General features: G+C 75.2%; 22 protein-coding genes. 14 read left to right on the top strand and 8 right to left on the bottom strand.

Annotation, left to right across the window (positions count from 1 at the left end; all coding sequences use genetic code 11):
• Positions 1–338 precede the first annotated feature (338 nt).
• The 5 genes from ABEB13_RS09845 to ABEB13_RS09825 all read right to left on the bottom strand — a co-directional run bounded on the left by ABEB13_RS09845 (position 339) and on the right by ABEB13_RS09825 (position 5,967).
• On the bottom strand, positions 339–1,385 hold the full coding sequence (locus tag ABEB13_RS09845) for a GNAT family N-acetyltransferase (RefSeq protein ID WP_345705184.1): 1,047 nt from the start codon (positions 1,383–1,385) through the stop codon (positions 339–341).
• Between the two features lie 95 nt (positions 1,386–1,480).
• Positions 1,481–1,996 (bottom strand): glycosyltransferase, encoded by a 516-nt coding sequence (locus ABEB13_RS09840; protein ID WP_345705183.1) that lies wholly within the window; start codon positions 1,994–1,996, stop codon positions 1,481–1,483.
• Positions 1,972–2,574 carry a glycosyltransferase gene (locus ABEB13_RS09835; protein WP_345705182.1) on the bottom strand — a complete coding sequence of 201 codons (603 nt, stop codon included), beginning with the start codon at positions 2,572–2,574 and terminating at the stop codon, positions 1,972–1,974. The genes ABEB13_RS09840 and ABEB13_RS09835 overlap by 25 nt, the downstream gene beginning before the upstream one ends.
• Positions 2,571–4,346 (bottom strand): tyrosine-protein kinase family protein, encoded by a 1,776-nt coding sequence (locus tag ABEB13_RS09830; RefSeq protein WP_345705181.1) that lies wholly within the window; start codon positions 4,344–4,346, stop codon positions 2,571–2,573. Before ABEB13_RS09830 ends, ABEB13_RS09835 begins: the two co-directional genes overlap by 4 nt.
• A gap of 481 nt (positions 4,347–4,827) precedes the next feature.
• Positions 4,828–5,967, bottom strand: coding sequence for a glycosyltransferase family 4 protein (locus tag ABEB13_RS09825; RefSeq protein ID WP_345705180.1), 1,140 nt, complete (start codon positions 5,965–5,967; stop codon positions 4,828–4,830).
• Positions 5,968–6,170: 203 nt separating this feature from the next.
• On the opposite strand from ABEB13_RS09825, the gene ABEB13_RS09820 reads away from it, so the two are divergent.
• Positions 6,171–7,265 (top strand): glycosyltransferase, encoded by a 1,095-nt coding sequence (locus ABEB13_RS09820; protein ID WP_345705179.1) that lies wholly within the window; start codon positions 6,171–6,173, stop codon positions 7,263–7,265.
• A 153-nt stretch (positions 7,266–7,418) separates the two neighbouring features.
• Positions 7,419–8,354 carry a slipin family protein gene (locus ABEB13_RS09815; RefSeq protein WP_345705178.1) on the top strand — a complete coding sequence of 312 codons (936 nt, stop codon included), beginning with the start codon at positions 7,419–7,421 and terminating at the stop codon, positions 8,352–8,354.
• Here the strand turns inward: ABEB13_RS09815 and ABEB13_RS09810 are convergent.
• Entirely contained in the window at positions 8,333–9,814 is a 1,482-nt protein-coding gene (locus ABEB13_RS09810) for a purine-cytosine permease family protein (RefSeq protein WP_345705177.1), read from the bottom strand. The genes ABEB13_RS09815 and ABEB13_RS09810 overlap by 22 nt on opposite strands.
• A gap of 277 nt (positions 9,815–10,091) precedes the next feature.
• Here ABEB13_RS09810 and ABEB13_RS09805 point away from each other — a divergent pair, with 277 nt between their 5' ends.
• The 5 genes from ABEB13_RS09805 (at position 10,092) to ABEB13_RS09785 (ending at position 14,885) form a co-directional block, all read left to right on the top strand.
• Complete coding sequence (locus tag ABEB13_RS09805; RefSeq protein WP_345705176.1) at positions 10,092–10,733, top strand: thiol:disulfide interchange protein DsbA/DsbL; 642 nt, start codon at positions 10,092–10,094, stop codon at positions 10,731–10,733.
• Positions 10,734–10,809: 76 nt separating this feature from the next.
• On the top strand, positions 10,810–11,772 hold the full coding sequence (locus tag ABEB13_RS09800; protein ID WP_345705175.1) for an ABC transporter permease: 963 nt from the start codon (positions 10,810–10,812) through the stop codon (positions 11,770–11,772).
• Positions 11,762–12,955 (top strand): ABC transporter ATP-binding protein, encoded by a 1,194-nt coding sequence (locus ABEB13_RS09795; protein WP_100891181.1) that lies wholly within the window; start codon positions 11,762–11,764, stop codon positions 12,953–12,955. Before ABEB13_RS09800 ends, ABEB13_RS09795 begins: the two co-directional genes overlap by 11 nt.
• 4 nt (positions 12,956–12,959) lie before the next feature.
• Positions 12,960–14,159 (top strand): glycosyltransferase family 4 protein, encoded by a 1,200-nt coding sequence (locus tag ABEB13_RS09790; protein WP_345705174.1) that lies wholly within the window; start codon positions 12,960–12,962, stop codon positions 14,157–14,159.
• Positions 14,160–14,309: 150 nt separating this feature from the next.
• Entirely contained in the window at positions 14,310–14,885 is a 576-nt protein-coding gene (locus ABEB13_RS09785) for a flavodoxin family protein (RefSeq protein ID WP_100891183.1), read from the top strand.
• Between the two features lie 431 nt (positions 14,886–15,316).
• Here the strand turns inward: ABEB13_RS09785 and ABEB13_RS09780 are convergent, their stop codons facing one another.
• Positions 15,317–16,453 (bottom strand): glycosyltransferase, encoded by a 1,137-nt coding sequence (locus ABEB13_RS09780; protein ID WP_345705173.1) that lies wholly within the window; start codon positions 16,451–16,453, stop codon positions 15,317–15,319.
• Positions 16,454–16,508: 55 nt separating this feature from the next.
• Here ABEB13_RS09780 and ABEB13_RS09775 point away from each other — a divergent pair, with 55 nt between their 5' ends.
• A complete protein-coding gene (locus ABEB13_RS09775; protein WP_345705172.1) occupies positions 16,509–17,288 on the top strand; it encodes a glutamate racemase in 780 nt (259 codons plus the stop codon).
• Between the two features lie 65 nt (positions 17,289–17,353).
• Positions 17,354–18,115: a tyrosine-protein phosphatase gene (locus ABEB13_RS09770; RefSeq protein ID WP_345705171.1), complete on the top strand. Its 762-nt coding sequence runs from the start codon at positions 17,354–17,356 to the stop codon at positions 18,113–18,115.
• 102 nt (positions 18,116–18,217) lie between these two features.
• Here the strand turns inward: ABEB13_RS09770 and ABEB13_RS09765 are convergent, their stop codons facing one another.
• Positions 18,218–19,216: a polysaccharide deacetylase family protein gene (locus ABEB13_RS09765; RefSeq protein WP_345705170.1), complete on the bottom strand. Its 999-nt coding sequence runs from the start codon at positions 19,214–19,216 to the stop codon at positions 18,218–18,220.
• A 293-nt stretch (positions 19,217–19,509) separates the two neighbouring features.
• On the opposite strand from ABEB13_RS09765, the gene ABEB13_RS09760 reads away from it, so the two are divergent.
• From ABEB13_RS09760 to ABEB13_RS09740, 5 genes are all read left to right on the top strand, one after another.
• Positions 19,510–19,791 (top strand): hypothetical protein, encoded by a 282-nt coding sequence (locus ABEB13_RS09760; RefSeq protein ID WP_345705169.1) that lies wholly within the window; start codon positions 19,510–19,512, stop codon positions 19,789–19,791.
• 264 nt (positions 19,792–20,055) lie between these two features.
• On the top strand, positions 20,056–20,889 hold the full coding sequence (locus ABEB13_RS09755; RefSeq protein ID WP_345705168.1) for a polysaccharide deacetylase family protein: 834 nt from the start codon (positions 20,056–20,058) through the stop codon (positions 20,887–20,889).
• Entirely contained in the window at positions 20,882–22,060 is a 1,179-nt protein-coding gene (locus tag ABEB13_RS09750) for a glycosyltransferase (protein WP_345705167.1), read from the top strand. The genes ABEB13_RS09755 and ABEB13_RS09750 overlap by 8 nt, the downstream gene beginning before the upstream one ends.
• A gap of 33 nt (positions 22,061–22,093) precedes the next feature.
• On the top strand, positions 22,094–22,789 hold the full coding sequence (locus ABEB13_RS09745; protein ID WP_345705166.1) for a sugar transferase: 696 nt from the start codon (positions 22,094–22,096) through the stop codon (positions 22,787–22,789).
• A gap of 25 nt (positions 22,790–22,814) precedes the next feature.
• Positions 22,815–23,444 carry a NeuD/PglB/VioB family sugar acetyltransferase gene (locus ABEB13_RS09740; protein ID WP_345705165.1) on the top strand — a complete coding sequence of 210 codons (630 nt, stop codon included), beginning with the start codon at positions 22,815–22,817 and terminating at the stop codon, positions 23,442–23,444.
• Positions 23,445–23,447 lie beyond the last annotated feature (3 nt).

Here is a 23,447-nt window from a genome sequence, read left to right as displayed (position 1 = left end):
CGCCGCACCGCCGTACAGCACGAACGCCATCAGGTACCGGGGGAAGGCGCAGAGCAGCTTGAGGGCCATCGCCAGCATCAGCAGCCGGAACACGTCGCGCTCCGAGTTGGCGGCGGCGACCCGGGCCAGGATCGGGGTGCCGATCGCCATCAGCGCCGGGAGGATCAGCAGCGCACCCCAGGTGTCGTAGCCGGTGTGCACCATCGCCAGTACGAACACCGTCACGTAGCCGAGCACCAGGCAGCAGGCCACCGCGGTCGGCCAGGGCACCCGGTCGGCCAGCGCGCGCAGCGCCGCCGCCGGGGCGGCGGGAGCGGGCCGGCCGTGCGCGGCCGCCATCAGAAGACCTCCAGGTCGCCCAGGGAGAACCGCCAGTCGGCGGTGGAGCGGTCCGCGGGCAGCGGGCCGGCGGGGGTGCGGGCGGCCAGCACCATGCCGGTGCGCGGGGCGGTCAGGTAGCCGCTGCGCAGGGCGGCGGCCGCCGCCTCCGTCCCGGCCGCCGGGTGGCCCGCGGCGTGGTCGCAGCCGGACCGCGCGGCGGCCGTGCGCAGCAGCCGGGCGGCACTGCCCCGGTCGCCGGGCCGCACGATCACGTCGGCGAGGGTGAACTCGGTGAGCGGGCCGCGCCGCCGGGGCCGCCCGAAGGCCAGCCCGGAGAGTTCGCCGCCGCGGTGGCAGGTGAGCACCCGGTAGTCCAGGCCGGGGGCGTCGCCGTACCGCCAGCGCAGGAACTCCGGGGTGCGCCGCACCGCGAGCCGGGTGTCGGTGACGTCGGCGGCGGCGCGCTCGCGCAGCAGTTCGGCGAGGCCCGTGCACGGCCCGCCGAACCAGTCGGCGGCCCGCTCCAGCGGACAGGCGACGGGGCGCGAGGTTCCCGCCGGGCGGCGCGCCAGCACGCCCCGGACGCCGCGCGCGAACGCGGTCGGCCGGGCCACCCGGATCGCGATCGGCACCCGGCCCACCTCGCGCCAGCCCATCTTCAGGTAGCCGGGCAGACTGTTGCCGTTCGGGGTGTTGAAGACCAGTTCGGTGTCGCCGGCGACCTCCTCCAGCAGCCGCAGGGTGAGCTCCCGGAAGATGCCGCGGCCCTGGAAGTCGGGATGGGTGGCGGTGTCCACCGGCCGGACCGCCGGGATCACCCGCCCGCCGGAGCGCCACTGCCAGCGCAGGAAGAGCCGTACGCCGGCCAGCCGGCCGTCCGCGTCCTCGGCGACCAGGCCCGGGCTGTGCCCGAACGGGTTGCGGCGGTGCTTCCAGTCGAAGAACTCGGCACTGCGCGTCCCAGTCGGGCCGCCCGCCAGCGAGGCGGTCAGCAGTTCCAGCACGGCCGGCGTGTCGGCCTCCGTCAGCGGACGGTGGGTCAGCCCGCTGCCTGGCTTGCTCATCTGGTCGTCGGCTCCGTTCGGTGTGCTCTCAGTGAGGCCCTGCCGTCCGGCGGCGTCGGGCCGCCGGACGCGGTCCGGGCTCTGCCCGGCCCTGGTCAGCCCGCCAGCACCCGGGCGTAGACCTGTTCGATCGCGTGCTGGGCGCCGGCCACGTCGAAGCCCCGGGACCGCTCCCGGGCCGCGGCGCCGAGCCGGGCGCGCAGGGCGGGGTCGCCGGCCAGCCGGCCGAGCGCCGCGGCCAGCGCCGCCGGGTCGCCGGGCGGCACGAGCAGCCCCTGCCGGTCGTCGTCCAGCACCTCGGGCATGCCGCCGACCCGGGTCACCACCGACGGGAGCCCGCTGGTCATCGCCTCCATCAGGGCCACCGGCAGGCCCTCCTGACGGGAGCTCAGGGTGAACACGTCCAGGGCGGGCAGCAGGGCCGGCACGTCCGCCCGCGATCCGGCGAACACCACGCCCTCGCCGGCGCGGGCCCGCAGGTCCGCCTCCAGCGGCCCGGCACCGATCAGCAGCAGCGCCGCCGCCGGGTGGTCGGCGCGCAGCAGGTCGAACGCGGCCAGCAGCGTGGCCTGGTCCTTCTTGGCCGTCAGGTTGCCGACCGTGCCGACCACCAGCGCGTCCTGGGGCAGGCCGAGTTCGGCGCGCGCGGCGGCGCGGGCCGCGGGCCCTCGGGGGCGCCGGCGAGGTCGGGACCGTGGTGCACCACCGTCACCCAGTCCGGGGCCGGGCGGCGCCGCCCGATGGTGGCGGCCACCGCGTGCGAGACCGCGATCACCGCGTCGTTGCGCCGGTAAGTGAGCGCGTTCGCCCATCGGGTCGCCGTCCGGTACCGCTCCCACACGTTGTGCTCGGTGTGCACCAGCCGCGGCGCCCGGCGCCCGAACGCGGACAGCCGGGCCGCCACCGCCGGGATCGGCATGTGCGAGTGCACCAGGTCGTACCGGCGCTCCGCCAGCAGCCCGCGCAGCCGCACCGGCCACAGCGCGCCGGGCGCCGCGCCGAGGCAGTGCACCCGCACCCCGGCCGCCTCCAGGGCGGGCACCAGCGCGTCCTTGTACGGCAGCACGTAGGCCACCTCGATCTCGTACCGTCCGGTGTCGGCGTGCCGGGCGCAGTTGAGCAGCAGCTGCTCGGCGCCGCCCCGGCCGAGGCCCTTGGCCAGCCACAGCACCCGGCGGCGGCCGCTCACAGCTCCTCGATTTCGCGGAGCTGGAGGGTGGTCTCCACGACGGTCTCGGCGGGCGGGGCCGGGCGGCGGGCCCAGCTCGGGGCCGAACGGTGGTGCTCCTCGTACACCGGCGGTTCGGCGGCCGGCCCGGGCGCGGGCGCCGCCGGGCCGGGTGCGGCGGGCGCCGCGGGACGGGGCGCGGACGCCCCCGCGGAGCGGGCGGGCAGCAGCGGGGCGCGCTGGCCGTCCCGCTTGAGTCGCCGCCCCGAGGGGCCGATCGTGCCGAGCAGCGCCACCCCGGCCACCGGCACGCCGGTGCGGGCCAGCAGTTCGGAGACGCGGTCCGCCTGCTCCGGCGTCACATTGCCGGCCAGCGCGGTGACCAGCACCGCGTCGGCGTGCTGGACGAGGTCGTAGGCGTCGTTGGCGTGCAGCAGCGGCGAGGTGTCGATGAGCACCACGTCGGCGTGCCGGCGGGCCCGTCGCAGCACCTCGCCCGCCCGCAGGACGAGCGCGGCCGGGTAGGCGGTGGTGTTGCCGCCGGTGATCAGGCTGACGCCCTCCACGCCGGTTCGCCGGATCAGGTCGTCCAGGGCGGGCAGTTGTTCACCGCTCAGCAGCTCGGCCATGCCGGGGCCGTCCCCGACGCCGAAGTGCTCGTGCGCCTGCGGGTGGCGGAAGTCGCAGTCCAGAACCAGCACCGCCCGGCCGGTCTCGGCCAGCGCGGCCGCCAGGTTGGCCACGGTCGTCGTCCGGCCGTCGCCGCTGCGGCCGGACATCACCAGGATCACCGGAGCGGCCTCCGCACGCTCCCGGACACCGCGGTCCTGGTCGCCGGCGGGCCGGGCGGCGAGCGACTCCGGTCCGGTCAGCAGCAGGGTGGAGCGCAGCGAGCGGTAGGCCTCGGCACCCGGGTCCGAGGGCCGGGCCACCACCAGCGGCTCGCGCAGTCGCCGCACCCGGCGGGACAGCTGCGGGATCTCGCCGATCACCGGCAGGTTGAAGGCCTCCTCGGTGGCGTTGCGGGTCCGCAGCCGGGTGTCCATCCGGCTGAGCATCACCGCGGCGACGATGCCGAGCGCCAGGCCGAGTCCGACCGCGAGGGAGAGCCGCAGACCGCGGCTGGGCGAGGTGAGCAGACTGCCGCCGCTGTCCTTGGCATCGATGCTGCCCCACTGCTGGATGGCGTCGGTCTGGCTGTAGCTCTGCAGGGTGTTGATGTCGGTGAGGGTCTTGGTGAGGGCGGCGAGCGCGGCGGTGAGCTGCGGCTGGAGCTTCGGCTGGTCGGCGGAGCCCGCCTTGGTGAAGTCGTGCTGCAGGCTGTTGACCTGCTCCTGCTGCTTGTCGGCCTGCGCCTGGAGGCGCTTGATCGACTCGTCGGCGCTCTTCTTCGACTCCTGGCTGTAGCCGTTGATGGTGGCCTGCGAGAAGGCGGCGGCCAGCTCGGCGCAGGACTGCTGGGTGGGGCCGGTGGTGGTGATGACCAGCATCTCGGTGGAGGCGGCGGAGACCTCGCGGCGGGCGACCAGGCCGGCGACGTCGGTGACGCCGAGCTTCTTGGCGGCCGAGGTGCTCACGTCCGAGCCCTGGGCGTAGCTGAGCACCTGGTCGGCCCGGACGGCGTCGCCGGCGCCCGCCACCGGCGTGATCGCCACCTTGCACTGCCACTTGCCGTTGTCGACGGCGTTGCCCGCCGGGGTCAGCAGGATGCCGATGATCAACGCCGCCGCCGTGCAGCCGGCGAGCAGCCGCCAGTAGCGTCGGAGGACGGTGAAGTGGTTTGCCGGTTCCACCGGTTGGATCCTCGCGTTCGTGGTGCGGGCACGCGGCGTGGCTGGTCGGCCCGTGGTCGCCGGTCGGTGCGGCGCGCCCTGGTGTTGCGGTCGTCGTGCAGGTACGGGATCAGCGCCGCGGCGGTAAGCCGGCCCCGTCTCCGGTCGGTTGCAGGCCGAGGCATCGCGGCTGTCGCTGTGACATCAGGCCCCCTGGAACGGCGTCGCCCACATCCGGTCGGCGCCCCGGCCGGATGCCCCCGCGGACTGCCGTACCCCCGGCCGACCGCTCCCCCTGCGATGCTTGCCGGTCACGGACCAGCGGCGCAAGCGCTTTGACCATTTCGCGGGTGACGAATTTCGCCACTCCTGCGCGCCCTGCGGCGGTTGCACCGGCTATGCCCGTGAATCGCCGCAGCCGGTCCGGTCCGGTCCGGTTCCTGGCCGGTCCGGTCGTGGCCGGTCCGGGTCGCAGGGCCCGGCGGGAAGCGCGGGGCGGGCCCTACGCCCGGCGCAGCGAGCGCTCGTAGAAGCCGACCATCTGCGCCCCCACCTGCTGGAGGGTGAAGGAGGTGAGAAAGCGGGCCCGCGCCGCCTTGACCCGGGTACCCGCCGCGGCCGGGTCGCCGAGCGCTTCCAGCAGTCCCGCGGCCAGCTCGGCGGGCCGCTCCGGCGGCACCAGCAGGGCGTAGTCCTGCGAGCCCACCGTCTCGCGCAGCGCCGGTACGTCCGAGCAGACCAGCGGCACGCCGACGCCCATCGCTTCCATCGCCGCGCTGCCCAGCCCCTCCCAACGGGACGGCACGGCGAACACGTCGGCCGTCGCCATCAGGTCGTACACGTCGTCGCGCGGGCCCAGGAACCGTACCCCGCCCGCCCGTTCGGCCAGCTCCTCCAGCCGCGCGGTCTCCGCGCCGCGGCTGCCCGCGAGCAGCAGCACCGCGTCGGGCTCCTTGCGGCGGACGTCGGCGAAGGCCTCCACCAGCACGTCCAGGCCCTTCTGGTACTGCTGCCGGGCGGCCGCGAGCACCACCGGGACGCCGCCGTCGAGCTCCAGTGCGGCGCGCACGGCGGCCCGCCGCTCCGGTGTCACCGCCCCCAGCAGTTCGGGATCGCGGCCGCGCGGCACCACGTCGATCCGGTCCGCGGCGATCCGCAGCCGCCGGCTCATCGAGGAGGCCACGTGCCGGGTCAGGGCGTGGAAGCGCCGGGCGCCCTGCGCGGTCACCGCGTCCACTGCCTGCGCGGCCCGCACTTTCCACGGCGACAGCCCCCGGGCGTGCAGGTGCTCCGGCCCGTACGACGAGTTGACCAGGCTGGAGACCACCGGAACGCCGGCCGACAGCGCCGCCGCCCGGCCCAGCACGTCGGACTCGTACAGCGTGGTGTGCACCAGGTCGGGCCGCTGCTCGCGGACCAGGCGGCGCAGCGCCGCGGCCGTCGCCGCCCGGCCGGGCCGGTGCACACCGAACACCCGGGCCCCGGCCGCGACCAGCTCGGGCTGGAACCCGCCGGGCGACCCCTTGAGATACGCGACGTCCAACTGGACTCCCGCGCGCACCAGTTGGGGTGCCATCGCGACCAGACCCTGCTCGGCACCACCGACCCGGTGCAGGCTGTCGATCACATAGAGCACATGCACAGCAGCAACCCCCGGGAACCCGGCGCGGCCGGTCTCCCGTCCGGTCCGCGCCCTGACAGGCGCTCAGCATCCCAGGCCGACCCGATGTCCGCCAGGGATTCCCCGAGGGAGCCGGCCCACGGCGGTCCGCCGCCGCCGCGGGCCGCGCGCGGCCATCCGGGGAACGCCTGCGCGGGTGCGCCGGGCTGTGCCAGGGTCTGGGCATGTCCGACGCAGCCTCCGCGCAGCCCCGAGTCCTGCACCTGGTCACCGACCCGCGGCGGCGCGGCGCGCAGAACCTCGCCCGCGACCTGCACGCCGAACTCCTCCGCCGGGGCGGCGCGTCGGACCTGTACGCGCTCCAGCCGCACGCCGATGCGCCGGGCGCCGCCGACACCCCCGTCCTCGGACCCGCGCGCTTCCACCCCACCACCCTGCGCGCCCTGCGCGCCGCCGCCCGGCACGCCGACGTGGTGGTCGCGCACGGCTCCTCCACGCTGCCGGCCTGCGCCCTCGCGCTGGCGGGCAGCCGCACCCCGTTCGTCTACGTCAACATCGGCGATCCCCGGCACTGGACGGCCTCCGCGTCGCGCCGGCTGCGGGTGGCCGTCTTCCTGCGCCGGGCGGCCGCCGTCTCGGCGATCTCCGACGGCGCCCGCGACGTGCTGCTGGCCCGCTTCGGGCTGCCCGCGCACCGGGTCCGCACCATTCCCAACGGCCGCGCCGCGGCGAGCTTCCCGCCCGCCGCGGACGAAGCCGACCGTCGCGCCGCCCGGCTCGGACTCGGCCTGCCCGCCGACGGCCCGCTGCTCGCCTGGGTCGGCGCCGTCGCCGCCGAGAAGCGCCTCGACCTCGCCCTCGACGCCCTCGCCGAGCTGCCGCAGGCCCACCTCGCGGTGGCCGGCGACGGCCCCCTGCGGGCCGCCCTCCAGCAGCGCGACACCACCGGCCGGGTCACCTTCCTCGGTGAACTCGCCGACCCCGCTCCGCTCTACCGCGCCGCCGACGTGCTGCTGCTGACCAGCGACAGCGAGGGGGTGCCCGGGGTGCTGATCGAGGCGGCGCTGGCCGGCCTGCCCGCCGTCGCCACCGACGTCGGCTTCGTCCGCGACGTCGTGCAGGACGGCGTCACCGGCGTCCTCGTCCCGCCCGGGGACGCGGCCGCGCTCGCCGGCGCCGTCCGCGAGCTGACCGCCGACGCCCGGAGCGCCCGGGGCGCCGCGGCACGGCAGCGCGCGCTGTCCCGCTTCGACCTCGCGGTGGTCACCGACGCCTGGCAGCGGCTGCTCTCCGACGTGCACGCCGGGGCGCGGCGCTGACCGCGGACGGGAAACCTCAACGCAGGATCAGGAAACCGCACCCCCGCTGTGCGGCGCACGTCGGCGCGCGCATACTGTCCTGCGCGGCTCGCTCGGAGCGACAGGGCCCACCCCGGGCCCGGCCAGGTCACGCCGCTGCGGGGAGGGTACGGCATGGCGATTCTCGCCATCATCATCGGACTCGGACTGCTCTGGCTCGTCACCGGCGTCCGCGTCGTCCAGCAGTACGAGCGGGGCGTCGTCTTCCGGCTCGGCAAGGTCCGCGGCAGCGTCCGCGAACCCGGCCCGACGCTGCTGATCCCGGTCATCGACCGGATGCGCAAGGTCAACGTCCAGGTGATCACCATGCCGGTGCCCGCCCAGGAGGGCATCACCCGGGACAACGTCTCGGTGCGGGTGGACGCCGTCGTCTACTTCCGGGTGGTCGAGCCCATCCGGGCCACCGTCGACGTGCAGAACTACACCTTCGCGATGTCGCAGGTCGCGCAGACCTCACTGCGCTCCATCATCGGCAAGAGCGAGCTCGACGACCTGCTCTCCGGCCGCGAGAACCTGCACCGCGGCCTGGAGCTGATGCTGGAGAGCCCGGCCCTCGGCTGGGGCGTGCACATCGACCGGGTCGAGATCAAGGACGTCGCGCTGCCCGACTCGATGAAGCGCTCGATGGCCCGTCAGGCCGAGGCCGACCGCGAGCGCCGCGCCCGCATCATCACCGCGGACGGCGAGTTCCAGGCCGCCGCCAAGCTCTCCGAGGCCGCCGCCGTCATGGACGCCACCCCGGCCGCGCTCCAGCTGCGCCTGCTGCAGACCGTGGTCGAGGTCGCCGCGGAGAAGAACTCCACCCTGGTGCTGCCGTTCCCGGTCGAGCTGCTGCGCTTCTTCGACTCGGGTGCGGCCAAGGCCGCTGCCCAGGCCGCACCGGCCCCCGCCGCCGAGGTGCCCGCCGTGCCGGCGCCCGCCCCGGCCGCGGTCGACGCGCCCGCCACCGCAGCGCCCGCCGTGCCGGCGCCCGCCGTCCCGGCCCAGCTCACCGCCCCCGAGCAGGACGGCCTCCCGGTGAAGCCCGGCTACGCGCCGTCGGCGGACTGAACCACGGCCTCCGGCCGCCGCCCGGCGGCGGCCGGAGGCGCCACCGCGGCGCCCGCCCGGCCGCGCTGCCCGCGCGACAGCACCGTGTACAGCACGGCGGCGACCAGCCCGGACAGCAGGAAGCTGACGTCGATGCCACCGGTCAGGCCCAGCAGCGGCCCGCGGTACACGGGGGTGTCCACCGCGCCCAGGCCGACCGCGGAGCCGGCCGCCCACGCCGCCGTCGCCGGCAGGTTCCAGCCCGCGCTGTACCAGTAGATCCCACCGCGGGTGCGGCGGTTGAGCACCTGGAGCGAGGCCCGGTCGTAGTCGCCGCGGCAGCGCCGGAAGCCGATCAGGGTGATCACCGCCCACGGCGCGCCGATCGCGGTCAGCACCAGCACGAACGAGGTCACCGCATCCTGGGCGCTCCACACGAAGTGGCCCAGGAAGACCAGCACGGTGGCCGCCGCCGCGACCACGTAGGTGGCCTGCCGCCGGGTGGCCCGCGGCAGGATCGCGTCCAGGTCCAGGCCCATTGAGTACAGCATCAGCCCGGTGTTCCCGGCACTGCCCAGCAGGCCGTTCAGCAGCAGCGGCAGCAGGAACCAGGCCGGGGCGCCCGCCAGCAGCCCGTGCACGTAGTCGCCGCCGGCGCCGGTCGCGACCGCGGTGAAGGTGCCGAACACCTGCGGCACCAGCAGCCCCAGGAACAGCCCGCCGCAGGTCGCCCACAGCACCCGGCGCGAGGAGTGCCGGGCCGGCGACACGTACCGGGTGTAGTCGCCCAGCAGCGTGATGAACGCGATCGGCCCGCTCAGCCCGGCCGACACCACCGCCAGCAGCCAGGTCGGCCAGAACCCGCCCAGCAGGTAGGCGCCGTGCGCCGACCCCGAGAAGTGCGGCGCGAACGCCACCAGCCCCGCGAGCAGCAGACCGGACATCGCCCACATCAGCATCCGCTCCAGCCGCAGCAGCAGCCGGTAGCCGAAGACCGCCGCGGTCGCGCTCAGCGCCGCCAGCACGCTGTACGTCAGCACGTACGCCGCACCGCTGGCCGGCAGGCCCAGCAGCCGGTTCAGCGCGCCGACCACCACGTCGCCGCCCACCCACAGCGCCAGCGCCGTGTAGCCCAGCGACAGCAGCAGCCCCACCACCGAGCCGATCAGCCGGCCCCGCACGCCGAAGTGCGCGCCGCTGCTGGTCGACAGGTTGGTGGCCGTCCGCAGCGAGATCAGCGCCAGCGGCGCGGTCAGCGCGATCCCGAGCGCCGTGCCCACCACCAGGGACGCCGTCGAGGCCCAGAACGAGAGGCCGAAGGAGACCGGCAGCCAGCCGAACACCACCACCCCGAAGGCCAGGTTCGAACCGACCAGGATCGACAGCACGTCCTTCGGGGTGCTCGTCCGCTCGGCCTCGGGGATCGTGTCGACACCGTACTGCTCGATCAACGAGTGCCCGGCGGAGGTGGCTTGCGACATGTACGTGCGACTTCCTGGTGCTCGACGCGGCGGAAGGAGGGGAGCATCGACCGCCGGTGGCATGACGGTCCGGGGACACGCCAGCCTCACCATGGTCCGTGCCGGCACGCGGCCGGGACACCGTCCGATCCTCCACACCCCCGTGCCGCCCGCCGGGGCACCTCGTACCTTCCTACGGCCCCTCCGCCCCCGGCGGCCCTCGGCCGTTCGGGGGAATCCGCGCCCACCGCCCGGCCGCGGCTGGATCGTCGCACTCCGTCACTGCCAGGCTACGGCCGTGAAACTGCTGCGCACCGCCACCGCCCTGGCCGTCCTCACCGCGGGGCTCGCGCCCGGCGCGGCCGCGGCCGCCGCCCCCGACGTGCCCCGCGAGGGCGCCCACGCCGTCCACCCCGCGCCCCGGCCGCGGGCCTCGGCCCAGCCCCGGGAGGCCGTCGAGTTCTTCTGGTACGGCTGCCGGCACTGCGCCCAGCTGGAGCCCTCGCTGGAGCGCTGGGCCGCCGGGCACCACGACGACGTGGTGCTGCGCCGCATCCCCGCGGTCTGGCCCGACGGCCCGGACGAGCGCACCCAGCTCGGCCACGCCCGCCTCTACTACACCCTGGAGCGCCTCGGCGTCGCCGAACGGCTCCAGGCGGCGGTCTTCCGCGCCGTCCGGGAGCAGCACACCGACCTCACCACCGAGGACCGCGCCGCTGCCTGGGCCCTCCTCCAGGGCCTGGACGCCACCGCGTTCCGCGCCGCCTACCGCTCCGACGAGGTCGGCCGGCTCACCGCCGACGCCTCCGCACAGCTCGTGCGCAACCGGATCACCGAACTGCCCACCGTCCTGGTCGGTGACGAACGGACGACCCCCACCAGCGCCGGCGGCGTCGACCGGATCCCCGCCGCACTGGACACGATGGTCGCCCCGCACTGAACGCCCGCCCCCGGCACCGCCGCTGAGCAGCCCGACCTTCACCGAACCAGCCCCCGCGCGCACACGTTGTGCCAGAGTGGACGCCTGGGCCGCCCCTGTCGAACAGCGGCCCTTTCCACAGCCGGAACGAGAGGGCGGGGGGCCCGGGGGATTCAGCGCGCAGGTCGTCGACGAGCGCGACAACCGGGCGGCCACCGGGCCCTCGGTACCCGAAGGACCACCGCCCGACCTGGTCTTCAAACGCCGGCTGCGCCCGGCCCAGGTCGCCCGTGAACTGTGGGGCGCACGCGAGCTGGTGCGCGCGCTGGCCGAACGCGACCTGCGCGCCCGGTACAAGCAGGCGGTGCTCGGCTTCGCCTGGGCGGTGCTGACCCCGCTCGCCCTGTGCGCCATCTTCACCCTGGTCTTCCACCGCGCCGTGAAGATCGACACCGGCGGCGCGCCCTACACGCTGTTCGCCTACGTCGGGCTGATCGTCTGGCAGTTCTTCAGCAACACGATGAACCAGGGCGCCCTCAGCCTGGCCAACAACCTCAGCCTGCTCAACAAGGTGTACTGCCCGCGCGAGGTGTTCCCGCTCGCCACCATGCTGGTCGCCACCGTCGACATGCTCATCGGCACCGCCGTGCTCGGCCTGCTGTTCCTGCTGTTCTGGACGGCCCCCGCGGTGACCTTCCTGTGGGCGCTGCCGCTGCTGCTGATCCAGTTCGCCTTCACCTACGGCGTGGCGCTGATCATGTCGGTGGCCGTGGTGTACCTGCGCGACGTCCGCCACCTCCTGCCGATCATCACCCAGATGGGCGTCTTCGCCACCCCGGTCGCCTACCCGCTGGCCAAGATCCCCGTCCGGCTCCAGGAGATCTACTGCGGGATCAACCCGCTCGGCGCCGTCATCGAGGGCTACCGCCGCGCCCTCCTCTACGGCCAGGCACCCGACCTCGGACTCACCGCCATCGCCGCCGTCTCCTCGCTGGTGTTCCTGGTCGGCGGCTACCTGTTCTTCAAGAAGCTGGAAACGGGGATCGCCGATGTCGCCTGACCTGGACCTGGGGACGATCCGCACCGAGCACGTCTGGAAGCGCTTCAAGGCCGACCAGCAGCGGATGCTGCTGCGCGACAAGGTCGAGTCGATGGCCCGCAGGCTGCGCGGCGGCCGCGGCGAGGACTGGCGCTGGGCGCTGCGCGACATCAACCTGCACATCGAGCCCGGCGAGGCCGTCGGCCTGATCGGCTCCAACGGCTCCGGCAAGTCCACCCTGCTGAAGATGCTGACCCGGGTGATGTACCCGTACGGCGGGATCATCGACGTGCGGGGCCGGATCGGCGCCCTGATCGAGATCCGGGCCGGCATCCACCCGGACCTCACCGGCCGGGAGAACGTCTACCTGTTCGGCGCGCTGCTCGGGCTCAAGCGCCGCGAGGTGGCCTCCCGCTTCGACGACATCGTCGAGTTCGCGCGGCTCGGCGGCGCCATCGACCGGCAGGTGAAGTTCTACTCCTCCGGCATGCAGATGCGGCTCGGCTTCGCGGTCGCCGCCTATCTGGAGCCGCACGTCCTGCTGGTCGACGAGGTCCTCGCAGTCGGCGACGCCGTCTTCCAGCAGCGCTGCCTCGACCGGATGCGCGAGGTCGCCGAGCAGGGCACCACCATCGTCTTCGTCTCCCACGACCTGCCCGCCGTCGAGTCGATCTGCCGCCGCGGCATCTGGCTGGAGCAGGGCACCGTCCGGGTGGACGCCGGGATCAAGGACGCCCTCGCCGGCTACCGCGACTCCATCGAGGCGCAGTCCGAGGGCGGCGCCCGCACCGGTGAGCCGCTCCAACTGCTCAAGCACGCGATCCGCGGCGAGGACCGCGACAGCCTCACCACCGACGAGCCGATGACCGTCGAGCTCACCCTCGGCGGCGACTACCGGGGCGACGCCACCCTGCACCTCGGCGTCAGTGAGGGCACCTCCAGCCCGATCTTCCAGATCAGCCACGAGGTCCGGCTCAACGGCGAGGACCACGAGGCGGTCTGCGTGATCCCGCGGCTGCCGCTGCCGCGCGGCCGGTACACCCTGTGGGCCGGCGTGTACTCGATCGGCAGGACGGACGGCGGCACGCTGATGAGCTGGCACTCCGTCGGCCAGTTCGACGTGTTCGGCCCGATGCTCGACACCCCGCCGCGCGCCGTGGTGCTGGCCGCGCCCGTGTTCGTACCGCACCAGTGGGAGGAATGACCGGATGAGACCCGTGCGTGTGCTGGTGCACCTGAACAACCTCGCCCTCGGCGGTGCCCAGCTCAACGCGGTCGACATCGCCCGCACCCTGCGCGAACGCGGACACGACCCGGTGCTCTTCGCGCAGGGGATCGCCGGCACGGCGCCGCTGGTCGACGTCGCCGCCCGCCACGGCCTCCAGGTCGTGGTGGCCGGCGGCCCGGACACCCCGCACCGCGAGGTCCGGCGCAGGCTCGACAGGGTCGCCGCCGACCACGGCAGCGACCTCGTGCACGCCTGGGAGGTCCGCGCCGCCCGCAACGCCTACTTCGGGCCCGGCCGGCTCGGCCGGATCCCCGTCGTCACCACCTTCTACGGCATCCGGATGCTGCGCGGCCTGCCCCGGCACCAGCCCCTCGTCCTCGGCCTCGGCGCCCTGATGGGCGACGGCCGCGCCTTCGGCCACCGCGACGTCCGCCTGATCGAGCCGCCCGTCAACACCGGCACGGACGCTCCCGGAGTGGTCGACGGCACCGCCTTCCGCCGCGAACACGGCATAGCGGACGACGAGTTGCTGCTCGCCATCGTCACCCGGCTGGTGCCCGACCTGGAAAAGGACGCGGGCGCCGAGCTCACCGTCGACGCCGTCCGACGGCTCGCCGACCCGCGGATCCGGCTGGTGATCGTCGGCGCCGGCCCGAGCCTCGACCGGCTGCGGGTCCGCGCCGCCGACGCCAACCGGGCGCTCGGCCGCGACGCGATCCTCGTCCCCGGCCAGTCCGCCGACCCGCGGCCCGCCTACCAGGCCGCCGACCTCGTCCTCGGCATGGGCGGCTCCGCCCTGCGCGGCCTCGCCTTCGGCAAGCCCGTGATCGTCCACGGCGCGGCCGGCTACACCGCGATCCACCGGCCCGGCCCGCTGGTCGAACCGCACGCCTCCCGCTGCATGTACGGCTTCGGCGACGGCGAGCGCGACCCGCAGCGACTGGCCGCCCAGATCCGCGAACTCCTCGACGATCCCGACCAGCGCGCCGAACTCGGGCACTGGGGAAGGGAATGGATCGTCGGGCGCTTCTCGCTCGACGGCGTCGCCTCCGCCTTCGAGCGGATCTACCGCGAGGTGCTGGCCGCCCCGCCCGGGCCGGCGGGCTGGCTGCGCGACCTGGAGCAGATGGTGCGCTACGAGTTCACCAAGCCGGCCGCCCTGCGGCTGCTCGGACGCTGAACGGACCCGCGGGCCCGACCCATCGGAGTCTCTGATCTGCCGTTGTGGCCTGCTCCGGGGTGCTGCGAGCATCGCAGGGTCGGGCCGGTGCGGGTACGGATCACGCCGGTGTCGACTTCAGTCGCCTTACCAGCAGAGGGATCTGACGCCATGTCACGCGAGACCACCGTTGCCGTCGCCTACCACAGCGGATACGGCCACACCGCCCGTCAGGCCGAGGCCGTCCGCCAGGGCGCCGAGGAGGTCGCCGGCACCACCGTCCACCTGATCGCGGTCGACGAGATCACCGACGAGCAGTGGGCCGTCCTGGACGCCGCCGACGCCATCATCTTCGGCTCCCCGACCTACCTCGGCGACGTCTCCGCCGGGTTCCGCACCTTCGTCGAGAAGACCAGCGGTCGCTGGATGAAGCAGGAGTGGAAGGACAAGCTCGCCGCGGGCTTCGTCAACTCCGGTGCCAAGAGCGGCGACAAGCTGCACAGCCTGCAGTCCCTCTCGCTCTTCGCCGCCCAGCACAGCATGACCTGGGTCAACCTCGGCCTGCTGCCCGGCTGGAACAAGTCCACCGCCTCCGAGTACGACCTCAACCGCCTCGGCTTCTGGCTCGGCGCCGCCGCCCAGTCCAACGGCGACCAGGGCGCCGACGCCATGCACAAGTCCGACCTCTCCACCGCCGAGCACCTCGGCCGCCGCGTCGCCGAACAGGCCCGCCGCTTCGCTGTGTAGTCGCCCGCTCGCCTCCGGGCGCTCGAACCCGGCGCCGACGTTCGTCGCTCCGGCACTCCCTCCTTCGTCGGTCGCTTGTCGCTCCTCGCTTTCGGCACCGGCGCGCCCTTCGGCTCGGGGCGGGAGTCGCCCGCTCGCCTCCGGGCACTCGAACCCGGCGCCGACGGTCGTCGCTTGGGGCGGGAGCTTCCGGTGGCGGGCTCACCACGAGGGGCGCGGGGAACTGCGCGCGGCGGAAGGGCAGCTGCCCTGCCTCTCCCGCCCGCCCGGTTCCCCCGCTCCGCTCGGCCCTCCCGGGCTTCGGTACTGGCGCGCCCGGTGGCGGGCTCACCACGAGGGGCGCGGGGAACTGCGCGCGGCGGAAGGGCAGCTGCCCTGCCCCTCCCGCCCGCCCGGTTCCCGGCGCCGCCCGGCCTTCCCGGGCCGGCCCCTCAGTACGTCCGGCCCTTCCAGGCGGCGCCGCGGCCGCGCCAGTGCTGGACCGCCGAGTCGACCGTCATCAGCAGGTAGAGGCCCGCGGTGAACGGCAGCAGCACCGCCGCCGCGGCCGGCTGCCGGTAGTAGCGCAGCATCGGTACGAACGTCCCCGCCATCAGCGCCCACGCCGCCGCCCCCGTGCCCCAGAGCGCCGGCCGTCCGGCCGCTGCCCCGGCCGCCACCGCCACCGGCGGCACCAGGTAGACGAGCCCGAGCCCGAGGACCGTCCCCGCCAGCAGCAGCGGCGAGTGGCGCAGCTGGGCGTACGCACTGCGCGACACCATCCGCCACAGCTCGCCCAGGTGCGGGTACGGCCGCACGCTGTCCACCTGGTCGGCCAGCCCCAGCCAGGTCGCGCCGCCGGTCCGTTTGACCGCCCGGGCCAGCGACACGTCGTCGATCACGGCCCCGCGGATCGCGGCGACCCCGCCGGCCCGCTCCAGCGCCGTCCGCCGCACCAACGAGCAGCCGCCCGCCGCGGCGGCGGTCCGGGCGCCCGGACGGTTGCTCCGCCGGAAGGGGTACAGCTGGGCGAAGAAGTAGACGAACGCGGGGACGATCAGCCGCTCCCAGCCGGTGGCCACCCGCAGCCGCGCCATCTGCGAGACCAGGTCGAGGCCGTCGGTCTCGGCCGCGGCGACCAGGTCGGCCAGCGAGGTGGGGCCGTGCGCGATGTCGGCGTCGGTGAGCAGCAGGTGGTCGACGTCCCCGGCGAGCTCGACGCCGTGCCGCAGCGCCCAGAGCTTGCCCGTCCAGCCGGCGGGCAGCGGGGGAGGGACGGCCACCGTCAGGGGGAGCCCGCCCTGGGCACCGAGCCGTTCGGCGAGCGCGCCCGTCCCGTCGCTGCTGTGGTCGTCCACCAGGATCACGCGGGCCTGCCCGGGGTACTTCTGGGCGAGCAGGCCGGGCAGCGAGGCCGACAGTACCCCGGCCTCGTCGCGGGCGGGCACCACCACCGCCACGGAGGGCCAGCGGGCGGGCTCGGCCCGGGCCGGCAGCCGTTGGTCGGTCCGCCAGAACATGCCGTGGCACGCGGTCAGCCAGACCCACACCACCAGGGACAACCCCGACACCCACACCAGGAACGTCACTCCGGCAGTCTGCCGCACGGGGGCCGCCCGGGGCCGTTCGGTAGAGTCGTGCCCTGTGAAGATCGCACTGCTGGACTCCGGAATCGGCCTGCTCGCAGCGGCGGCCGCCCTGCGGCGCCTGCGCCCGGACGTGGACCTGGTGCTCTCCTCCGATCCGGACGGCATGCCCTGGGGCCCGCGCACCCCGGAGGATCTCACCGAGCACGCCCTCGCCTGTGCGCGGGCCGCCGCCGCACTCCGGCCGCATGCCCTGGTGGTGGCGTGCAACACCGCCTCTGTGCACGCCCTGGCCCGGCTCCGCGCCGAGCTGGAGCCCGGTCTGCCGGTGATCGGCACCGTTCCGGCGATCAAGCCGGCCGCTGCCGACGGCGGCTCGGTGGCGATCTGGGCCACCCCGGCCACCACCGGCAGCGCCTACCAGCGGGGTCTGATCGCGGACTTCGGCGGTGCCGCCGAGGTCACCGAGGTTGCCTGCCCGGGGCTGGCCGACGCCGTGGAGCGCGGCGACCGGGCCGCGATCGCCGGCGCCGTGACGGACGCCGCGGCCCGGACCCCGGTGGGCACCACGGCGGTCGTGCTCGGCTGTACCCACTACGAGATGGTCCGGGACGAGATCAGGGCCGCGGTCGCCGACCGGGCCGCGCCCGGGGTCCGGTTCCACGGGTCGGCCGACGCGGTGGCCGCGCAGGTGCTGCGCCGGCTGGACGCCGCCGCGATCGGTCCCGGATCGGGCACCCTGACGGTGCTGCACAACGGGCGGTCCTCGCAGCTGACCGGGGCCGCGCTCGGCTACCCGGAGGGCGCCCTGATCGCGTCGGCCGTTCCGGCGGGCTGAGCCCGGGCCGCGCGGAGTACGGCGTTCCGGCCCGCCGCCGCAGGCCGTTCCCCTAGCGTGAACGCATGATCGACGACGGACTGTTCGAGCGCCTCTGCAACTTCCGCGACCTCGGCGGCCACCGGACGGCCGACGGCCGGACGGTCCGCGACGGCCTGCTCTACCGGTCGGACTCGCTCGGCAAGCTGGCCGGCGACGACCTGCGGCGCTTCGATGCCCTCGGCGTGCGCACGGTGATCGACCTCCGCTACCCGTGGGAGATCGCGCAGACCGCCCGCATCCCGGACCTTCCGGGTCGGCGCTGGTACAACCTGTCGATCGAGCACCGCCCGTACGACCAGGCCGCGCTCGGCCCGGAGACCGACCCGGCGCCCTACCTCGCGGAGCGGTACGCCGAGGTGGCCGAGGACGGCGTCGCCGAGATCGCCGAGGTGCTCCGACTGATCGCGTACGAGGACGGCCCGACCGTCTTCCACTGCTTCTCGGGCAAGGACCGTACGGGGCTGATCGCGGCCCTGGTGCTGACCCTGCTCGGGGTCGGCGAGGAGGATGTCCTCGCCGACTTCGCCCGTACGGAGCTGGCGACCGGCCGGCTGGTGGCCGAATGGCACGCCCGCCATCCGGACGGGGAACTGCGCTGGCCCGGCTACGGCCGCGCGCCCGCCCGAATCATGGAGCTCTTCCTTGCCGGGCTCACCGACCGGTACGGATCGGTGGCCGGGTACGCGGCGCAGCGGCTGGAGGCCGGACCGGAGGTGGTCGCGGCCCTGCGCGACCGCCTGCTGGAGCCGGAGCCGGAGCCGGAGCCGGTCCGGCCCGGCCGGTAGGGGAGGGCAGGACCGGCGGCGCGATACCTCCGCGATACGCGGCTCCGGCAGGATGGGCCCGGGTCTGCCGGGGCCGCTTCCGGCCCCGGCGGAACGGGCCGGTCAGGCCGGCGAACCCCGCCAGCGCTGCAGGGCCGGCTCCAGCCCGGACAGGATCGTGTCGAACCGCCGGCTGCCGGTCGTCGAGTCGACCTGGAGCCGGCTGATCCGCAGCGGATGGGCCGGCAGCCGCGGGCCGAGCCGGTGGTCGGAGAGGAAGCCGAGCCGGTAGCCGAGGCTGCGCAGCACCGCGTCCGCGCGCGGGTCGTACCCTCCGTCGGGGTAGGCGAACGCCGTCGGCGCCTCGCCCAGCCACTGGGTCAGGGCCAGGTGCGCGCCGGTGATCTCGGTGTGCACCGTCGAGTCGTCGCAGCGGCTCAGGCTGGGGTGTCCCAGGGTGTGGTTGCCGATCGTGACGCCGCCCGAGCGCAGCGTCCGGAGGTCCTCCGGGCGCAGCTGCTCCTGGTGCGGGGGCCGGCGGTGGGCGCTGACCCGCAGTTCGTGCAGGCAGCGTCTGCGGTCCGGGTCGGGCAGCTCGCGCAGCCGGGCCAGCACCCGGCCCGGGTGGCCGCCGGGCAGCAGCCGCGCCCGGCCGCCGTGCCGGGCCAGGAACGCCGCCTCGTGCCACCAGAACGGCCGGTCGGTGCCGATCAGCTCGGCGATGACGAACGCCGCCGCCGGGATCCCGCGCGCCGCGAGCACCGGCAGGGCATGGGTGAGGACGGTGCGGTCCGCGTCGTCGAAGGTGATCAGCACCGAGCGCGGCGGCAGCGGTCGGTTCTCGGCGATCGCGCGCTCCACTGCGGGCAGCGACACCGGGGTGGCCAGCCGGCGCAGCCGGTCCAGCTGGTGGGCGAACGACCGGGGGTCGGTCACCCCGTGGTAGGCGAGCACCGCGAGCCGCTGTGCGGCCCGGGCCCGGAAGAGCGGCTGCGCCGGGGTGAGCCGCAGCCAGCTGCCGCGGTCACGGCCGGCCGTGGCCCGGCCGGCCGGCCGCGGCCGGACGGCGGTGACGGTGGACGGCGGGGTGCTGATGGTCGTCGTGGCAACGGAGTACGGCACGCGGTTCCCCCTCGGTCGCCGGAGTGCGGCGTGGCGGTACCGTCGGCAGGCGGAGCCCGGCCGCCGACCCCGGGGACGGCGGCTCCGCCCCGGGTGATCCGGACCGCGGTGGGGACTCCCTACCCGTGCCGCGGACGGCTCCTGGATCGCTCAATGTAGTGGAGACCCACAGGCCGGCCGGATGGTTGTACGGCGGACGGCGAATTTTCGCGGGGCGCTTTCGGGGCGCCCGGGCGCCCCGGGGCGCACCGGATGACGGGCCGCGCACGGGGTACGGGTATACCGTGGAAGGCATGATGGGCACGGATGGTCACCACTCGGTGACACGCTGGGCACGGGCCTGGAGCGGCTGTGCGCTGCAGCGCCACAAGCTGCTGCTGACCGCGGTCGGTGCCGCCTGTGTGGCCGCGGGCATTCTGGTCGCGGTCCTGGTGCCGCAGAGCGACGGCCCGGCCTGGGCGATGGCGGTGGCGGGCTGCCTGGCCGCCGGCGTGCTGCTGCTGACCCGCGTCGCGGTGGCCTGGCTGCGTCCCTCGGGGCCCCCGCTGCGCCCCGGCGGCGGCTCCGCACTGTAGGGCCCGCCGGGGGCTCCGCCCGTACGGCCTGTCTCCTGGCGCCTGCGCGGCGGCTGTCCGCCGTTGTGCGTTCCGCGTCCCGGTTGCGGTCCGGATCCGGACAGGAACGACCGGACCGTACGGGTTTCGGCCCACCTCCGCGCTTCTTTCACATTTAGCCAGCAGCAGCCCCACATCTCCCCCTACTGTGGTTCCCGCCCGGCGCCGCACCTGCCGCCGGGCTGGGCTCGCCGGCGCCGGGGAGGGCGCCGCGGAGGGGTAACGATGGGGACGACCGCCGCGCCCGCGGCCGCCGGAGGGTTCCGCACCACGCTCAAGCGCGGCCTGGCCCGTGCCGCGGGCTCGACCCCCGGCGAGGGTGCCACGCTCCTCATCTACCACCGCATCGGCGGCGGCACCCCGGACGAACTGGACGTCGCCACCGCGGACTTCACCGCCCAGCTCGACCTGCTCGCGGACCTGCCGCCCGGCCGGGTGGTCTCCATCGACGAGGCCGGCGACCGGCTCGCCGCCGGCCGCCGCACCCCCAGCACCGTCCTGACTTTCGACGACGGCTTCGCCGACGTGTACGAGCGTGCCTGGCCGCTGCTCAAGGAGCGTGGCCTGCCCTTCACGGTCTACCTCGCCAGCGGCCACGTCGGCGGCGAGATGCGCTGGGAGGGCTCCACCGCGAAGGGCCCCGGCGCCCCCGGGCTGAGCTGGGACCAGCTGCGCGAGATGGCCGGCTCCGGCCTCTGCACGGTCGCCAACCACACCCGCACCCACGCCCGCCCCGCCCTGCTGACCACCGCCGAGCTGGACGGCTGCAGCGACGACGTCGAGGAGCACCTCGGCACCCGCCCGCGGCACTTCGCCTACACCTGGGGCGTGCCGGTGCCGCACATGGCGGTCGCCCTGCGCGCGCGCTTCCGCACCGCCGCCACCGGCGAGGTCGGCCGGAACCTCCCGGGCTCCGACCCGGCCCGCTTCTGCCGGGTGCCGGTACGCCGCACCGACCCGATCGACTTCTTCCGCGCCAAGCTGTACGGCCGGCTCGTCCCCGAGCGGGCCTACGCCCGCATCGTCGCCACCGCGAAGGCGGTGGGCGCACGTGCCTGAGCGGCTCCCGCTCCCGCCCCGGCTGCGCGGCCCCGGCGGCCGCCCGCTGCGGGTGGCGCACCTGACCACCGTCGACATGAGCCTCCAGCTGCTGCTGGCCACCGAGCTCAAGGTCGACCTGGAGGCCGGGTTCGAGACGTACGGCATCAGTGCGCCCGGCCCGTACGTGCCGCAGCTCACCGCGATCGGCGTCCGGCACGAGCCGCTGCACGCCCTCACCCGGGCCTGGCAGCCGCGCGCCGACGCGGCGGCCGGCCGGGAGCTGCTCGCGGTGCTGCGCCGGATCCGCCCGGACGTGCTGCACACCCACAATCCGAAGACCGGCGTGCTCGGCCGCGTCCTGGGCCGGCTGGCCCGGGTGCCGGTCGTCGTCAACACCTGCCACGGGCTCTGGGCGCAGGCCCACGACCCGTTCGCCAAAAGGGCGTTCGTGCTAGGGGCGGAGGCCTTCGCGGCCCGCTTCTCGCACGCGGAGCTGTACCAGAACGGCGAGGACCGGCGCACGCTGGCGCCCGCCGTGCCCGGGTACCGTTCACGGGTGGTCGGCAACGGCGTGGACCTCTCGCGCTTCCCGGCCGGCCCGGCGGCCCGCGCCCGGATTCGCCGCGAACTCGGCGTCGCCGACGACGAAATTCTGGTCGGCGGGGTGGGCCGGCAGGTCGCCGAGAAGGGCATCGCCGAGTACGCCGAGGCGGCCCGGGCGCTGGCCGGCAAGGCCCGGTTCGTCTGGATCGGCCCCGAGGACCCGGACAAGCCCGACGCGCTGGCCGGCACGGAGGCCGGCGTCGACTTCCTCGGCAGCCGCTCCGACATGCCCGAGCTCTACGCGGCGCTCGACGTCTTCGTCCTGCCGTCGTACCGCGAGGGGTTCTCGCGCTCGGCCATGGAGGCCGCCGCCTGCGGCCTGCCGATGGTGCTGAGCGACATCCGGGGCTGCCGGGAGATCGGCACCCACGGCGAGCACCTGCTGCTCGCCCCGCCCGGCGACGCCCGGGCGCTCACCACGGCGCTCGGCCGGCTCCTCACCGAGCCGGCCCTGCGCGCGCAGTTGGGTGCGGCGGCCCGCCGCCGCGCCCTGGCCGAGTTCGACCAGCGGGCGGTCGCCCGGGTCTCCCTGGAGACCTATGCGGCCGTCGCCAGGGCACGACAACTGCCCTGGACGGTCGGCTGAGGCCGGCACACCACCACACCAGTTGGGGGACACATGCAGCCAGTCGGGGGAGGAATCAGGCGCGGCGGCGATCTCGCGATCGCCGCCCTGGCCGGGATCGTCGCGATCCCGCTCGGCCTGCTCATCGTCGTCATGATCCGCTGCACCATGGGTGGATCGGCCCTGTTCCGGCAGACCCGGACGGGCCGGGACGGCCGCGAGTTCGACATCCTCAAATTCCGCACCATGCGGGACAAACGTTTCCCCGAGGAGCCGGACGCCCCGCGGATCACCCGCCTCGGGGCCCTGCTCCGCACCACCAGCCTGGACGAACTGCCGCAGCTGTGGAACGTCGCACGCGGCGAGATGGGCGTGATCGGCCCCCGGCCGACGCTGCCCGAGCAGGTCGTCCACTACTCCGACCACCAGCGCGGCCGCCTCGCCGTCCGGCCCGGCCTGACCGGCTGGGCCCAGGTGCAGGGCCGCAACTCGATCAGCTGGCCCGAGCGGATCGAACTCGACCTCTGGTACATCGCGCACCGCTCGCTCGTGCTCGACCTGCGGATCCTGCTGCTGACCGTCAAGGTGCTGCTCCGCCCGGCCGGGGTCACCGCCGCGGGCGGGGTCAACCCCGGGTTCCCCGTGCCCTCCGACACATCCGCCATATCCGCCCCGCCCACCCGCGTGGTCCTGCCGCGCCAGGCCACCGCACCGCGGCTCGCCCAGCGGGCCGTGGAGGAGGCGTCCTGACCGGGGCCCGCCAGAATAGCGAGCCATGACCGCACCACAGTTCTGGATCGCCGGCGCCGGTGGCGTCGGCCGCGAGGCCCTCGACACCGCCCTCGCGGCCGGCGTCCCCGTCACCGGTTTCCTCGACGACCGGGCGCGCGGCACCACCGTGCGCGGCCTGCCCGTCCGCGCGCCCGAGGACCTCCCGGCGGGTGCCCGCTACCTGGTCGGCATCGCCGATCCCGCCGTCCGGCAGCGGCTCGCCGCCCTGCTGGACGCGGCCGGCGGCGAGCCCGCCGTGCTCGTCCACCCGCGCGCCCTGATCGCCCCGGAGACCGAACTCGCCCCCGGCTGCCTGGTGATGGGCGGGGCGTACGTCTCCAGCAGTGTCCGCCTCGGCCGGCACAGCCAGGTCCACTACAACGCGACGGTCGGTCACGACGCCGTGCTGGGCGAGCGGGTCACCGTCTACCCCGGCGGCAATGTGTCCGGGTCCGTGCGGTTGGCCGACGGAGCCACCGTCGGCTCCAACGCGGTGGTGCTGCAGGGCCGTAGCGTCGGGCCGGGCGCCTTCGTCGGCGCGGCGGCGGTGGTCACCCGGGACGTCGCCGCGGGTGCGGTGGTCGTCGGCTCTCCCGCCCGGCCGCTGGGCGGACCGGCCGCGGCCAGGCCGTAGGGT

This window comes from Kitasatospora paranensis, from assembly GCF_039544005.1.
In the GTDB taxonomy this organism is placed as follows: Bacteria; Actinomycetota; Actinomycetes; order Streptomycetales; family Streptomycetaceae; genus Kitasatospora; species Kitasatospora paranensis.
This window is presented reverse-complemented; position numbering and strand designations above follow the sequence as displayed.